The following is a 14,045-nucleotide window of genomic DNA, read 5'->3' as shown; positions in this document are numbered from 1 at the left end:
TGACTATTACAGTTTCTGATTAGAGCTAACTGGCTTCGGCCATCAGAGACTTACGGTATTCGACTATATCCTCGATGGTCAGAACGGGAAGATCATGTTTCGCTCCGAAACTGATGATCTCAGCCAGTCTGGCCATGGTGCCATCAGGGTTGGTAATTTCACAAAGTACGCCGGCTGGCTTCAACCCTGCGAGTATCATCAAGTCGATAGTCCCTTCCGTGTGACCTCTGCGAGTCATTACGCCACCGGGTTGAGCACGAAGTGGGTAGACATGTCCGGGACGAGCTAAGTCGTCGGGTTGAGCATCGTCAGCAATTGCGGTTTTGATTGTGGTCACACGATCGGCGGCAGAAACGCCTGTAGTGACTCCCTCTTTTGCCTCAATGCTAACCGTAAAGGCGGTGCCATACTGGCTAGAGTTATTTTCAACCATTGGAGGAAGGGCTAAATGTTTAACCCTTTCATCGGGAAGGCAGAGGCATACTATGCCGCTACCTTCACGAATAAGCAGTGCCATCTGTTCATTGGTTAGTGTTTCGGCTGAATAGATGAGATCGCCTTCATTTTCTCTGTCTTCATCATCGACAACGAGAACGCCGCGACCTTGCTTGAGAGAGATTAGCGCTGTTTCGACACGTTCGATAGCGGTGCCGAAGGGGGAGAGTAATGACTGATTCATGGTTTAAAATCCTTAAAAAACTACATTGGGTTTTCCAGAATCAGGGCGTGCAGAAAATGACACCGACATTGTAGATACAATGAGGGTGTGAAATAAGAGGTGGACACGGTATACACACCGAACGAGAGGCTGAGGTGACCCTTCGAGTCTCTGTCAGATTCAGTGCACTGCCATTCCATCTTACATTCTCTTTCATCCGGACTCAGACTTGCTACTAAAAAAAGTCTTTAAGTAGAAAGCTCATTACCGTCGGCTCTGGAATTACTCGGTTTCCAACGACTACAAAGTCTGATTGAAAACCAAAATCACCAGATCTGCTGACCCCAAACTGACAATCTTCGAAGATAGTTCTTCGAGGATAGTTAAGTCGGTTTGGGCGCTCGCGGGCTTAAGTTTCAGGCTGACCTGAAAGCTATCACCGCCGGTGGGGAGTTTCACCCCGCCCTGAGAATTTACTCGTATATCAGACAAAAGTCCGGATAACGAGCGCAAGCATGGTGCGCCTCTTTTATACAAATGACAAGTGGTAACCAGTCAAGTGTGAGCCATGACCTGTGTTTGGGTAAGATCCTCAGACTCAGGGAGATTTCTTTGCTTTACCTCTGGGGTTATCAACTTTAGACTCGAATCAATGATCTATTTTCAATCCAAGTCATCGTCTAGCAAGGATGTGTAAGGTGCCTATGATTCCTAAGTTCGTTTTGAGTTTATTACTATTAACCCTATTCGTTGGATGTACGTCTATGAAGCCTGTTAACCCGGTTCAGCCCCCGATCGCTGAAAAAATTCCTAATGAGATGAAGTTGCATGGCATCGAGCGCATCGACGATTACTATTGGTTAAGAGATGACGCTCGTAAAAATCCCAAAGTGTTGGCGCACTTAGAGGCTGAAAATCGATATACAAAAGCACAGTTTTCTCCATTTGAAGGTTTTCAACAGACACTGTTCGATGAGCTCATCGGCCGTTTAGATAAAGATGAGTCGAGTGTGCCCTATCTATGGCATTCACATTGGTATTCACGCCGATATAAGCAAGGTTTTGAATACCCTCTGGTGATAAGGCAAGGTGAGCCCGATGGCGATGAAACTCTGTTACTCGATGTGAATCTGCGCGCAGAAGGTCATGAATTCTATGGCCTGGGCGGTGTGTCCGTGAGTCCCGATGAATCGATAATCGCCTTCGGAGAAGATACCTTAAGTCGCCGTATCTATAGGGTCTATTTTAAAGACATTGCCAGCGGGAAGTTGTTAGAGGATGAACTCACGGGAACCGATGGCCGGGTTGTTTGGGCTAATGATAATAAGCACCTGTTCTATATAGCCAAAGATCCTAAGACCTTGTTGGGGTTTCAGGTATTTCGTCATCAACTAGGGACATCACAATCACAGGACGTTCTGGTTTTCGAGGAGAAGGATGATAGCTTTTATATCTCGTTGGGTAAGTCTCTCGATGAGTCCAGAATAACGCTCTTCAATGAGAGTACGACAACGAGTGAGGTGTCAGTTCTCGATGCCGATATGCCATTAGGTGAGTTTAAGCCATTGTTGGCACGAGAGGAGGGGCATGAATACTCTGTCGCTAAGCTTGGTAGCAGTTACTACATTCTCACCAACTGGAAGGCGATTAACTTTCGCTTGATGAAGGTCGACGAAACAAAGTTTAGTGATAAGGCTATGTGGCAGGAGGTCATTGGCGCCAGAGCGGATAGCCGTATTGAAGATTATCTCCTGTTGGAGAAATTCTTAATCGTGCAAACCCGTGAGAAAGGGATAAGCCAACTTCGGGTCTTCCGCCTTACTCATGTTAATAATGGTGATGTTAGCCAAGGCGAGTACGTTGAGAGTGAGCCTTTTGAGATCCCGTTTAATGATCCTGCCTATATCGTGGGCCTGGATGTCAATGCCCGACAAGAGAGTGATAAGTTACGGATCTACTACTCGAGCCCGACGACTCCGGAGTCAATTTATGAGTATGACCTAACCAGTCTGCCGATACGAGTGTTACTCAAGCAAGAGAAGGTACTTGGAGGGTTCGAGAGCGAAGCCTATAAGGCCGAGCGCATATTTATTACGGCCAGAGATGGTGTTCAGGTACCTGTTACCTTAGTTTATCGAAAAGATACATTTAGCAAAGATGGTAGCAATCCACTCTATCAATATGGCTATGGTGCCTATGGCCATACGATAGATCCCGATTTTGACAGTTCGGCTATAAGCCTTCTGGACAGGGGCGTGGTATATGCTATTGCCCATGTCCGTGGAGGCGAGATGTTGGGCAGGCCCTGGTATGACGATGGTCGCATGCTAAATAAGCAACATAGCTTCGATGACTTTATTGACGTGACTAAGGCATTGACGTCTCAAGGGTACGGCGACAGGAAACGTGTTGTCGCGGCAGGTGGCAGTGCGGGTGGCTTGTTAATGGGAGGCGTTATAAATCAAGCACCGGAACTATATTTTGCCGTAGCGGCCCATGTGCCCTTTGTCGATATTGTGACGACTATGCTGGATGAGTCTATACCGTTAACGACTAATGAGTATGATGAATGGGGTAACCCCAATGAGAAGAGGTATTTCGACTATATGCTTAGCTATTCGCCCTATGATCAGATAAAGCGACAAGCTTACCCTCACATGCTCGTTACTACCGGCCTTCATGACTCGCAAGTGCAGTATTTTGAACCCGCTAAATGGGTCGCTAAACTCAGGGATTATAAGACTGACGACAATCAATTGCTCTTCCATATTGATATGGAGGCGGGTCATGGTGGTAAGAGTGGTCGCTATAGGAGATACCAGGATACGGCTCAAGAATACGCTTTTTTCCTGGGTCTACTGGGACTTAACGAGATTAAGACTAAATGAGTGAGCCTTTGTGGTTCCTGTATATGATCCAATGCGCTAACGGTCATCTCTATACCGGGGTGACGCTGAATATTGAGCGGCGGTTTAAGGAGCATCAAAGCGGCGGGCCTAAAGCCGCTAAATTCCTGCGAGGAAAGGGGCCTTTGCTCTTAGTGTATAACGAGGCGGTTGGTACTCAGTCTGAAGCACTGAAACGAGAGATTGCGATTAAGCGTTGGTCCAGAGCTAAAAAGCTTGCCTTGATAGGCTAGGATTATGAAAATCGAGGTGGCTACGGCTCCCCTGAGTGCCCTCTTTATCGGGGTTATACCAATAGGTATAAAGGTGTGGTCACTCAGCGAGAATTTAGCGCTTGTGAGGCAAGGCAACGAGTGAGGAACATAGTTATTCTACGTTTAAGCTCGTTAACGCCGTATCGCAAGTGCTAAAACTCGCCTTTAAGGAGTGTTTTTGGCGGCTTACTTCTGTGTTGAATTAGTTCAAAAGGGATCACGATTCCCTCACTCTTTCGCCTTGAATTATGCAGCCAAAAATAACTCTGAGTTGATCACTTTCTTATACCGATTGGTATTAGACCTTATTTGTTTAAGCCTTAGCTGGAACGGCTTGAATTCTTTTTATTTGATTAAATTAAGTAAGCAATCTTCGCTATATGAAGGAGATTGTTTATTTCTCTCAGTTTTAATACCTAAAAAACACTGAATAGTGTCTTCACACTTCTTTCACCTCCTTCGATGTACTCTTTCTTAACTGTAAGTCTTAACTGTTATTTGAGCTCAAATTGGAGGAATATGATGACTGCTCTGATAGAACAAACAAGAGAACCTATCTCTCATCGAACCGAGCTGCAGGGGGCGGGCTTTCAATGGTTATTGTATGGATTGCTGATCCTTCATTTTGCCACCTTATTGTTTGACCGATACGATGAGTTATCTACTAAGGTCAAGACTAAGACAAGGGCTAAGGTAAAAACAAGACTTAACCAGGACCGCTGAAGTTTATGGTGCGGGGTCTGCCGGTCTGCCACAAGGCGTCGTTATCGCAGCATTGTGTTCATGGGGTGGGCAGGGGCTAATTCGGATAACTAAATAAACACTATCCTACCTAGCCGCCTGCGCCGGGAAGTCTTTTGGTTGCCAAGACAGGGTTAGTGCATACTTACAGGGCCATCTATCTGGTCGAAACTCACATCGCCTGAGCCGGAATCGATAATGTTTAACCCCTGCGTATTGACGACATCGATGCTGCCGGAGCCGTCATCAATGGTTACTTTGCCCTGTACGTTCTTCACAGAGAGGCTACCCGAACCATCATTGATCGTGATATCGCCGTCGACATCTTTTATCTCAATGGAACCTGAGCCATCTTCGAGGTGGATCCCACCATCGACGTTTTTGAGGGTGATACCACCGGAGCCATCTTCTATCTCCAGGTTTTTGCCACCCTCTATAGCGATACTACCCGATCCATCCTGAAGTTTTATATCGGCGTCAACGCCTGAAATATCTATGCTGCCTGAGCCGTCATCGATGTCCATCTTCATCTGTGAGGGGACTTTCAGCACAAGATCTATATAGGGAGAGTTTCCAAAGCTCACATTAGAATCGAAATCGGCAATCAGGTGTGCCTTTGCTCCTTGACGCTCGAGGGAAAGTTCAGCCTCTACGCCATCTCGGGTGTAGATATCGGCCTCGAGTGTGATATGGGTTAAGCCTTTGACTCCCTCTATTTCGAGCGACCCCGCTCCTGTTTCGGCAACCAGCGCATTGAGGCCACTGGCGTCGAGTTGGATGGATTGATGTTGATGTTCAAGCGGGCTCATATCGGCGCCATTAACATTAATGATGCATCCTGAAAGAGATAAACTTAATACGCTAGCTAAGATAGTAGGGCGAATGAGCATCTTATTATTCCTTTTAAAATCAAAATATTCTTGTTTGGTACTTTTCTTCTGTACAGGTGACTAAGCATTGTTTGTGCCAATAATGTATCTTCATGTTTTGTATGTGTTTTGTGAATGTTATTTAAATTGTTGATTTTAAGTGTTAGCTTTTATGCTCAAAAGATAAGGTAGTTGACCTATTGAGTTGGTGAATTTTCTCAACTCGTTAGTAACGAGATACAGAACAATTAAGAGAAGAGAGTCGAGATGGATTACTTAGCCGTAAATAAAGCCGCTTGGGATAAGCGTACAAAAATTCATGTAGGTTCGAAGTTTTATGATATTGAAGGCTTTCTGAAAGGCAAGAGTTCGCTACAAGAGATAGAGCTGTGTGGGTTGAATGTAAAAGGTAAGAGTCTGCTTCACCTTCAATGCCATTTTGGCTTAGATACCTTATCCTGGGCACGAGAGGGCGCCGATGTTACCGGAATCGATCTCTCATCCGCCGCGATAGAGCAAGCACAGGAGCTAGCGAAACAGATTGAGGCCGAGGCTAAGTTTATCTGTACCGATCTGTACAGCACGCCAGAGAGAGTATCCCGTCAATTTGATATCGTGTTTACCTCTTACGGTGCCATCGCCTGGCTGCCAGATCTGGATCGGTGGGCAAAGGTTGTGAGTGACTGTTTAAAGGCGGGTGGACAGTTCTATATGGTAGAGTTTCATCCTTTAGAAGCACTGTTCGATGGCTACAGTTATTTTGCTAAGCAAGAGCCGGATGTAGATGAAGAGGGGACCTACACAGAGAACTGTGATGGCGAGATAAATACTGTGATGAGCTGGCCACATCCCATCTCAGAGGTGTTAAATGCTCTGATTAACGCCGGGCTGGAGCTAAAGGGTTATAACGAATTTGATTTCAGCCCCTATGATGCATTTGCCGGCCTGCAGGAGGAGAGTATCACCAATTCCGCTGGAGAGCTGAGCACAAGGTATTTTCTTGAACATAAGCAGCAGCGTGTGCCACTGACCTATTCGGTGAGTGCGATTAAACCTGGTTGATTCTGTCTGTAGGACAGGTAAATAAAAAGGCCGCGTGGAGAGTGCGGCCTGTGATGGAGATTTTCAAATATCAGCTTAACGAACAACTATTCGTTTATGTTTTTCAATTAGCTCCCTGATGACTCTTTTTGAGTTCAGGGAGCTTAGATATTGATATAACCAATATCAATTTATCGAACAACTATGCGTTTATGGGTCAGTCCCTGATGACAATCAATACAGGTTTCCCCTCTAGCTTCAATTTTTTCATGATTCAGGCGAGCTCGTTGTGGTTGCTTGGCTAAATCAAAGTTTTCACCCTGGTGACAGTGACGACAATTCGCGGAGTCATTCTTCTTGAATGCTTTCCAAACACTCTCAGCCATGGCCGGTCTGTGTTCTTCAAAGTTTTCCTTCGTAATCGTCCCTGCAATCATGTGATAAACATCCTTCAAGGCGATGGTCTTAACGATCATCTTGTCGATGAATGGATGTGGAACATGACAATCTGAGCAAGTGGCCGGAATATTTTCGCCATCACCAAAATGTGATGAGGCTTGATACTCCTGAACTATCGTATCCATTGTGAGGTGGCAACTAAAACAGAACTCATTTTGGTTGGATACCACCATCATTGCTTGAAACGATGTGCCGACCAATACCAGTAGGAACATCCCGATGGGGATCCCCAAAGCTAACGGTCTTTTTAACCAGCTCCACAGTCGTTGCCACCGAGTATTTTCCCCTTTTTTATTCACTTGAGTCTCCTCAGTTTGGGGAGAAAGGGGGCCATTATTACCCCCTTACTCGGTTGCTATTTGCTTTCACTCAGGTAGCGTGCTTTAAACTCTTTTTGCGCGGCTTTACGGGCTTTTTTCACCTCATCGGGCTCATTACCTGTAAACCATGCATGCTCAGGGCGAGATAGAATCTCTTCGAGGAGCTTACGTGCTTTTTCTGCGCCTTGAGTATTGCCACTGTGCTCGGCTTTCTCTACCACTTCCAGGTACTGAGGTACCATCTCGATGTAGAAACGCTCGGCCACTTCAAACATACCATGCCATTGTACATAGTCAGGTGCTTGCATAGCTGCGCCGTGACGTGCACGTCGACCTTCATGGTGCCAGAGGAAGAACCAGGTCCATTCGATCTCTTCATCGAAAGCCGTTTCTGTTAGCATCTTCTCTTTCTTCAACATATCCATCAGAGACTTACCTGGGCCTGCAAACTTATCGTTATACAGATTGACCAGAGAATCGAACTGTTGATAGAAATTATCTGTCACCGACTTAGTGTGACAAGACTGACAAACATCCTGCATGTCGGCACGTCTATCTTGCCAGCTCTTGACCTTGTGGCCTTGTGCGAGAGCTTTAGCATCGATCTTCTCTGAAACAGCCGGTCTTAATGTCCAGCTGATACGGTCGCCCACATCGTGAGTCACTGCTTGCTCACGTGTAGCAGACATATGACAGGTTGCACAGGTTGGCGCCGCGTCATAGTCTTCACCCGCAATCCACTTAGATGAATCGAGATTCATACGGTCGACATTGGCATAGAAGTTAATACCGTGCTTAGATTCGTCATACACCTCTTTTTGCGGATGATCCGGACCTAAGTGACACTTACCACATGCTTCGGGACGACGAGCTTGAACCATAGAGAATTCATGACGTTGGTGACAAGCTGTACATGCACCAATTGATCCGTCCGGGTTGATTCGACCGATACCTGTGTTTGGCCAAGTGGTTGGATCGAGATCGCCATTAGGCAATACTTTGACCTCAGAACCATGACACTGCCAACATCCGTTGACGGCTGCAGGTGACTTACCATTAAAAGTCATTGCACCTTCAACAACTTCAGCAAGGAAGTTATCGAGTGAGCCCATGATCTTACCGGCTTTAGCGTGGTGACTCTTAGTGAACTGCTCTACTTCCTGATTGTGACATTGAGAGCAATCTTTTGGTGAGACGATGACCGAAATCAGACGGCCTTCGTGCGTTATTGCATCTTTATCACCTTTATCCGCGGCGTGACATTCATAACAACCGACGTTAGCGCCGTAATGCTTTGATCTGCCCCATTGGCCATAGATAGAAGGGTTTTTTTCTTTGTGACAGGCGGCGCACTCTGCACTTTCATCACTTAACTGTTTGAAGGGTTTTAATATTAGCGCTTTTGCTTCAGCGTTTGCTGTTGATGTCCACGATAGGCTTATCACCGCGACGAGCGGGAGTAGTATCGATAACCAACGGCGTGTATTGCGAGCATATTCCATTTTATATACCTCTATTGCACGTCCAATTAACTCACTGGTACCATCTAGTTTTTTTGATTATTTTTCTTATGCCATTGCTAACGATTTGCCAATTAATTGAAACTTAATTGAAACTTAATTGTTAATTGCAATGTGGGGTATACGTTAAACCTGTATTGATTTTGCATGTTGATCTAAATCAATGGTTTAGCAAGAAAAGTGAGATCTTGGTCATATGGTGAAAAGTAATCATGACTCCTATCCCGGTTTTTTATTAATTGTGATTTCGGCTGGTTTTGTTGTAAAAGCGTGTCGTTTGATAGGTTTTAACGGGGTTTTGCTTCAACTAATAGGTTTGAAGTGTGGCGTGGCGCGGGAGGCTGTTGTTTGAAACGGCCGCCGCACCACAATCTGTTTACCTTTATAATCAATAACTAATGCATAGGTCTATAATTTACCTTTGTCTCAAGACTGGGTATTTCTCATAGTTATCATCGAAGTAAGGACTTCTTTGATAAAACCAGCGTAAACGCGCCTTGGGGTCGGTGGCGAATGCTTCATCTTTGAGTGCTTCATTAAATGCCTGTTGTAGCTTTGGATTCTCCTGTAGCATCTGCGCCGCTAAAGGCTCAACGGCATAGTTTTCAATGTATTCCGTTCTGGTAAATATTGGATTGAAAAATCCCCATTGCAATAGGGAGTCTGGCGATTGAGGCTCAAGCAATAAAATGGCAAGGTCGCCAAGGGGTTGTCGGGTATCTATCTTGACGGTGCCCACCGGAAGTAAGGTATCGATTGGGTTGAGCACTGCCTGGGCGCTTACACGCTGTCGGCCCTCGTAGTCCTTACCTGAAAAAACCGGCTGACTCAGGTGGTATTGATCGACACTTAATTGAGTCGCGGTTTCTAAACGGGTCATGCGTATACCGTGAATATCAAGCCTTTTGATAACGTCAGCCCATTGTGGTGGTATGTAATAGGCGCTTGGGCGGTGCACCCGAATGTCTGCGACTGAGTTACCCATGACCGGCAGATTGGGGTAGAGTTTAGGCTCACCGGTCCAACGCACGACATCATTACCACTGATAGCACTTTGCTCTAATCGGTAACTTATTCCTTTAAAATCCCAACCCTTCTCCTGTTGCTTCTCCTTCCAGGTAAGGGTGAGCTGTGGTGAGTAGCTGTACTTATCTTGCTGAATGGCAGATCTAAGCTTTGTAGATTGTTCGCTAACCGTTTTGAGCGTTGCCTCCAGCATGACGTAGGTGCCAAGAACGCGCTGCTTGAAGGGTTTCAGGCTGTGATTTTCGATTAAAATGGTCGGCAGGTGGCGGGCATCGCCATAGCCGTTTGAATATCTGGGGCTTGGATTCCACAGCGACATACCTTTGGTTATGTCGGTATTATCGAGGGCAAATATCAACTGCCCCGGAATGTGCCCCTGAGCCGAGAGTTCAGCCTCTATCGCCGGGCGATAGCTCTGCTCAAGCCAGCGGTAACTGGCCGGACTTAGCCCCTGGGGCTGGTTGTAGCCGAAGGTGACATCGTACTGGTAATCTATGCCATCGGTGACATGCACATCGATATAGAGAGCCGGTTGCCACTCATTGATGGCGTGCAGCATATGTTGCATCTCAAGGGCATCGGCCTTGGCATAGTCACGGTTCAGGTTGAGGTTCTTTGATGTGGTGCGCCACCCCATATTCACTGGTCCGCGTTGATTGACCCGGTTATATTGGGTCGAACGTTCATGGGCATCGACACTAAAAATAGGGACAAATAGAAGGTTGGCATTATCGAGTAGGGCACCTTTATCACCGATAACGATATCTCTTAACAGCATCATGCCGGCATCTTTGCCGTCGATCTCTCCGGAGTGTATTCCCGCCTGCACCAGTACGCTGGCCTTCCCATTTTTCTGTAACTCCTCTGGAGAGCCTGCACCTTCACTCGATGCGATAATCATCCAGATGTCACGTCCTTGCGGGCTCTTACCCAGGCTGACCTTTTTCAGTTTATCCGTTTGTTCAATGAGTTTATCGAGCCAGGCGAAGGTTTTATCATAGCTTGGACTCGTCTTAAGGCCGTTTTGTTCGAATGGTGTGGCCCATTCATCATCTGCATCCAGGAGCAGGGCTTCACTCTTGCCATGCCATTCGATGGCTGGTGGCAGTATGGCATCGTTGATATAAGTTGTGGCTATTTGGGGCTCAACCAACTGGGAGGTCACTTCATCGCTAGCGAGTACGCTGGAGCTTGAAAGGCTAATTAAGATGGCGGCTGATAAGTGCTTGAAGCGCATGATAGGTACTCAATATTGGTTTTATTATTAGCCAGATATCTTTCATTAAATGGGTAATGAATACAATAGGCGGTGTCACGTAATGGTTACTCTAACTTGGCCTTATTCGTTAGACTACATCTAACAACTAACGTCGTGGGGCTTCATCCTACACCCGGCTCAAGTGGGCTGAGCTGTCTCGCCTCTTGCGCATAGGTCGAATAGCATAAATCGAAGAGATGACTCTTTTCTTCACCAGCAGGTGTAGACGCGGCTGTGAGCTTCCAAAGCAGGGAAGCTTTGGCTGAGCCTACAGGGATTGTACTAGTGGCGTCTCATAGAAGTGGCTGCACATCAGCTTGCGGCAGGCAATTGATAACAATTCGGCTATGGTCTAATAATTCATTCCAAATGATATTTTAGCCAAATGTTAGTCTACTAAGGGAGCCAAACTTGATGGCTCTGAATCCACCTCCACCTCATCATCGAAAATAGTTTCGATCGAAGCTTCAAAAAGCCTGGCAACTTTAAACGCCAGCGGCAAACTTGGATCATACTTTCCCTTTTCGATAGCATTAATCGTCTGCCGGGAAACGTCGAGCTTTTCGGCGAGATCGGCTTGGGTCCAGTTCCGCTCTGCGCGGAGCACTTTTAATCGATTTTTCATCTGGATCTCAACTGTATCTTAGGCGGCCACTGATGATGCCCGCGATATAGGTTAATGCCATCAGTGCTATCAGGTAGGCGGAGTTCAGCTCCGGAAGAATGCCATTTTTAGCCAAGATTGAATAGCTTGAAAAGCCAATTATGGTTACGCCGACGGATAGGGCTAAGGCATCCAGTTGGATCTTTCTCTCCATCTCATCGAGTTCGGTCAAGTATCGTTTGTAGGCAAACACCATGGCAATGCCTATGACAGTGTGAGTGATGAATGCGAGGCTGATTACCAAGACGGATAAAGAATAGTATTGGGACAGCAGTGAGCCGACCAAGAGTGATAGTGCCCAAAGTACAGCAAGCAAGTTAACTCGGTTGGCATTCTTCAGATCTCTTGCCGGTAGCCCCTTGGAGCAGAGTGCATTGAAAATACTTTTCATAGTTCCTTTCCTTATATTTTAATTTTCATCTGAACTGACGAATAAAAGGTAACGCATGCTTTACCTATGAAGATAATTTAACCAGAAACGTAAGTCAAGCTTGCTTTACTTAATGATTGGTGTGCTTAACTTGCGATCACCGTTAAAGGGCTTTGATAGGCGTTACGGTAGTGCAGTGATGATATAGATGCACTTAGACAAGCGATAAAAGCTTACTGCCAGCGAACTCTATTTTCTCCCATCTGTCTTCCTGATGGTTACCACTAGGCGTTAAACAGAAAACCGAAAGCAATAAAAAATCCCAGTCTGGAGTACCAGACTGGGATTTTATGTTTTAACATTTAATCTAAATGATATGGCTCATTTAGGCTAAGCATTAGGTCCGGCGTTCTTAATCGAATCCGGTACCTGGTATTTAGCAAAGTTCTCAGTGAAGCTCTCGGCTAGTTGTTGTGCATACTCTGCATACTTAGCCTTGTCTTCCCAGGTATTCACCGGGTTAAGCAGCTTGGTCTCAACGCCCGGAATGGCGAGGGGGACATTCAGATTCAGCTTAGCCAGATGTTCAGTCTCGACCCCCTTTAGATCATCATTAACAATCGCATCTACGATCGCTCGGGTCGTTGGTATATCGAAACGCTTGCCGATACCGTGAGGACCGCCAGTCCAACCGGTATTAACCAGATAAACTTGGCTACCGAACGATTCGATACGCTTCATCAACAGCTCGGCGTAAACACCTGCCGGACGAGGGAAAAAAGGTGCACCGAAGCAAGTAGAGAAGGTTGATTGTATCGCGGAGCTGGAGCCCATCTCAGTCGAGCCGACCTTCGCCGTATAACCCGATAGGAAGTGGTAGGCCGCCTGCTCTTTAGTGAGTATGGATACCGGCGGTAAGACACCCGAAACATCACAGGTCAGGAAGACCACGGCATGGGGCTCTGCGCCAAGGTTTTCCTCTTTACGCAGCTCGATATGCTCTAGCGGGTAAGCGGCGCGACTGTTCTCTGTCAGGGTTGAGTCGGTGTAGTCCGGAACTCGGTTCTCATCCATGGTGACGTTTTCGAGTACGGTTCCGAAGCGGATCGCATTCCAGATAACGGGCTCATTTTTCTGACTCAAATCGATACACTTTGCGTAACAGCCACCTTCGATGTTGAAAACGCCGCCGGGTGCCCAACCGTGCTCGTCGTCGCCGATTAGAAAGCGCTTAGGATCGGCCGACAGTGTGGTCTTGCCTGTGCCCGACAGACCGAAGAAGAGTGTTGTATCGCCTTTGATTCCAACGTTAGCCGAGCAGTGCATAGGGAGCACACCCTTTGCCGGAAGAAGGAAGTTTTGTACCGAGAACATAGATTTTTTCATCTCACCGGCGTATTTAAGGCCGGCAAGGAGTACTTTGCGCTCGGCAAAGTTGATGATCACGGTCGCATCGGAGTGAGTGCCGTCTCTTTCTGGTATGCATTCAAAACCCGGCGCGTTCATGATCTGCCAGATAGGCTTATCGGCAGCGTTAAATTGCTCAGGAACGATAAAGAGGTTACGAGCAAACAGCTGATGCCAAGCCGTTTCGGTGGTGACTCGTACCGGTTGATAATGTTCAGGATCTGCACCGACTTCCAGGTCAGAGACAAATAGCTCTTTGTCGCCCAGGTAGGACTCGACTCTGTTCCATAGCGCGGTAAATACGGTTTGTTCGAAAGGCTTGTTGACTGTTCCCCAATCGATATCTGCTTCCGAGCCAGGCTCTTTAACGATAAAACGATCGTTAGGCGAGCGCCCGGTACGTTCACCGGTTTTTGCGACTAGTGCACCATTTGCAGTCAGTTCACCTTCTCCTCTGGATAGAGCAAGTTCAATGAGTTGTGCCGTTGAGGGGTTACGGTGAGTACTGTGTGTTCCATCCGCCATCTGTAGGGTCTCCATGTTTAAGGTCGG

Annotated in this window: 12 protein-coding genes and 1 riboswitch; of the genes, 4 read left to right on the top strand and 8 right to left on the bottom strand. The window is 46.7% G+C overall.

Annotation, left to right across the window (positions count from 1 at the left end; genetic code table 11):
- Positions 1–25: 25 nt before the first annotated feature.
- Positions 26–679, bottom strand: coding sequence for a 3,4-dihydroxy-2-butanone-4-phosphate synthase (gene ribB, locus SSED_RS22830; protein WP_012144701.1), 654 nt, complete (start codon positions 677–679; stop codon positions 26–28).
- A 180-nt stretch (positions 680–859) separates the two neighbouring features.
- Positions 860–1,135, bottom strand: a riboswitch (FMN riboswitch).
- 287 nt (positions 1,136–1,422) lie between these two features.
- On the opposite strand from ribB, the gene SSED_RS22820 reads away from it, so the two are divergent.
- The 3 genes from SSED_RS22820 to SSED_RS22810 all read left to right on the top strand — a co-directional run bounded on the left by SSED_RS22820 (position 1,423) and on the right by SSED_RS22810 (position 4,541).
- Entirely contained in the window at positions 1,423–3,546 is a 2,124-nt protein-coding gene (locus SSED_RS22820) for a S9 family peptidase (RefSeq protein WP_083758970.1), read from the top strand.
- Complete coding sequence (locus SSED_RS22815; RefSeq protein WP_012144699.1) at positions 3,543–3,797, top strand: GIY-YIG nuclease family protein; 255 nt, start codon at positions 3,543–3,545, stop codon at positions 3,795–3,797. The genes SSED_RS22820 and SSED_RS22815 overlap by 4 nt, the downstream gene beginning before the upstream one ends.
- A gap of 540 nt (positions 3,798–4,337) precedes the next feature.
- Complete coding sequence (locus SSED_RS22810) at positions 4,338–4,541, top strand: hypothetical protein (protein WP_150104376.1); 204 nt, start codon at positions 4,338–4,340, stop codon at positions 4,539–4,541.
- Positions 4,542–4,693: 152 nt separating this feature from the next.
- Here the strand turns inward: SSED_RS22810 and SSED_RS22805 are convergent, their stop codons facing one another.
- Positions 4,694–5,449 carry a DUF4097 family beta strand repeat-containing protein gene (locus tag SSED_RS22805; RefSeq protein ID WP_012144698.1) on the bottom strand — a complete coding sequence of 252 codons (756 nt, stop codon included), beginning with the start codon at positions 5,447–5,449 and terminating at the stop codon, positions 4,694–4,696.
- A gap of 246 nt (positions 5,450–5,695) precedes the next feature.
- Here SSED_RS22805 and SSED_RS22800 point away from each other — a divergent pair, with 246 nt between their 5' ends.
- Entirely contained in the window at positions 5,696–6,490 is a 795-nt protein-coding gene (locus SSED_RS22800) for a class I SAM-dependent methyltransferase (RefSeq protein WP_012144697.1), read from the top strand.
- A 170-nt stretch (positions 6,491–6,660) separates the two neighbouring features.
- On the opposite strand, the gene SSED_RS22795 is transcribed toward SSED_RS22800, so the two are convergent.
- The 6 genes from SSED_RS22795 to SSED_RS22770 form a co-directional block, all read right to left on the bottom strand.
- Positions 6,661–7,227, bottom strand: coding sequence for a NapC/NirT family cytochrome c (locus SSED_RS22795; RefSeq protein ID WP_041421873.1), 567 nt, complete (start codon positions 7,225–7,227; stop codon positions 6,661–6,663).
- 56 nt (positions 7,228–7,283) lie between these two features.
- Positions 7,284–8,750 (bottom strand): multiheme c-type cytochrome, encoded by a 1,467-nt coding sequence (locus SSED_RS22790; protein WP_012144695.1) that lies wholly within the window; start codon positions 8,748–8,750, stop codon positions 7,284–7,286.
- A 433-nt stretch (positions 8,751–9,183) separates the two neighbouring features.
- Positions 9,184–11,031 (bottom strand): M14 family metallopeptidase, encoded by a 1,848-nt coding sequence (locus tag SSED_RS22785; protein ID WP_012144694.1) that lies wholly within the window; start codon positions 11,029–11,031, stop codon positions 9,184–9,186.
- Between the two features lie 409 nt (positions 11,032–11,440).
- Complete coding sequence (locus SSED_RS22780; RefSeq protein ID WP_012144693.1) at positions 11,441–11,677, bottom strand: helix-turn-helix transcriptional regulator; 237 nt, start codon at positions 11,675–11,677, stop codon at positions 11,441–11,443.
- A gap of 7 nt (positions 11,678–11,684) precedes the next feature.
- Positions 11,685–12,107 carry a hypothetical protein gene (locus tag SSED_RS22775; protein WP_012144692.1) on the bottom strand — a complete coding sequence of 141 codons (423 nt, stop codon included), beginning with the start codon at positions 12,105–12,107 and terminating at the stop codon, positions 11,685–11,687.
- 369 nt (positions 12,108–12,476) lie between these two features.
- On the bottom strand, positions 12,477–14,018 hold the full coding sequence (locus tag SSED_RS22770) for a phosphoenolpyruvate carboxykinase (RefSeq protein WP_012144691.1): 1,542 nt from the start codon (positions 14,016–14,018) through the stop codon (positions 12,477–12,479).
- Positions 14,019–14,045: the final 27 nt, after the last annotated feature.

Origin of the sequence: Shewanella sediminis HAW-EB3, from assembly GCF_000018025.1 — a bacterium.
GTDB classification, from domain to species: Bacteria; Pseudomonadota; Gammaproteobacteria; order Enterobacterales; family Shewanellaceae; genus Shewanella; species Shewanella sediminis.
Note: the sequence above shows the minus strand (reverse complement) of the source record. Positions and strands in the feature narration are given on the sequence as shown.

Bases quoted from the DNA above. Each gene is read 5' to 3' on its own strand.
- SSED_RS22820 (WP_083758970.1), top strand. From the start codon at position 1,423: ATGAAGCCTGTTAACCCGGTTCAGCCCCCGATCGCTGAAAAAATTCCT.
- SSED_RS22800 (WP_012144697.1), top strand. From the start codon at position 5,696: ATGGATTACTTAGCCGTAAATAAAGCCGCTTGGGATAAGCGTACAAAA.
- SSED_RS22790 (WP_012144695.1), bottom strand. From the start codon at position 8,750: ATGGAATATGCTCGCAATACACGCCGTTGGTTATCGATACTACTCCCG.
- SSED_RS22810 (WP_150104376.1), top strand. From the start codon at position 4,338: ATGATGACTGCTCTGATAGAACAAACAAGAGAACCTATCTCTCATCGA.
- SSED_RS22785 (WP_012144694.1), bottom strand. From the start codon at position 11,031: ATGCGCTTCAAGCACTTATCAGCCGCCATCTTAATTAGCCTTTCAAGC.
- SSED_RS22815 (WP_012144699.1), top strand. From the start codon at position 3,543: ATGAGTGAGCCTTTGTGGTTCCTGTATATGATCCAATGCGCTAACGGT.
- ribB (WP_012144701.1), bottom strand. From the start codon at position 679: ATGAATCAGTCATTACTCTCCCCCTTCGGCACCGCTATCGAACGTGTC.
- SSED_RS22770 (WP_012144691.1), bottom strand. From the start codon at position 14,018: ATGGCGGATGGAACACACAGTACTCACCGTAACCCCTCAACGGCACAA.
- SSED_RS22780 (WP_012144693.1), bottom strand. From the start codon at position 11,677: ATGAAAAATCGATTAAAAGTGCTCCGCGCAGAGCGGAACTGGACCCAA.
- SSED_RS22805 (WP_012144698.1), bottom strand. From the start codon at position 5,449: ATGCTCATTCGCCCTACTATCTTAGCTAGCGTATTAAGTTTATCTCTT.
- SSED_RS22775 (WP_012144692.1), bottom strand. From the start codon at position 12,107: ATGAAAAGTATTTTCAATGCACTCTGCTCCAAGGGGCTACCGGCAAGA.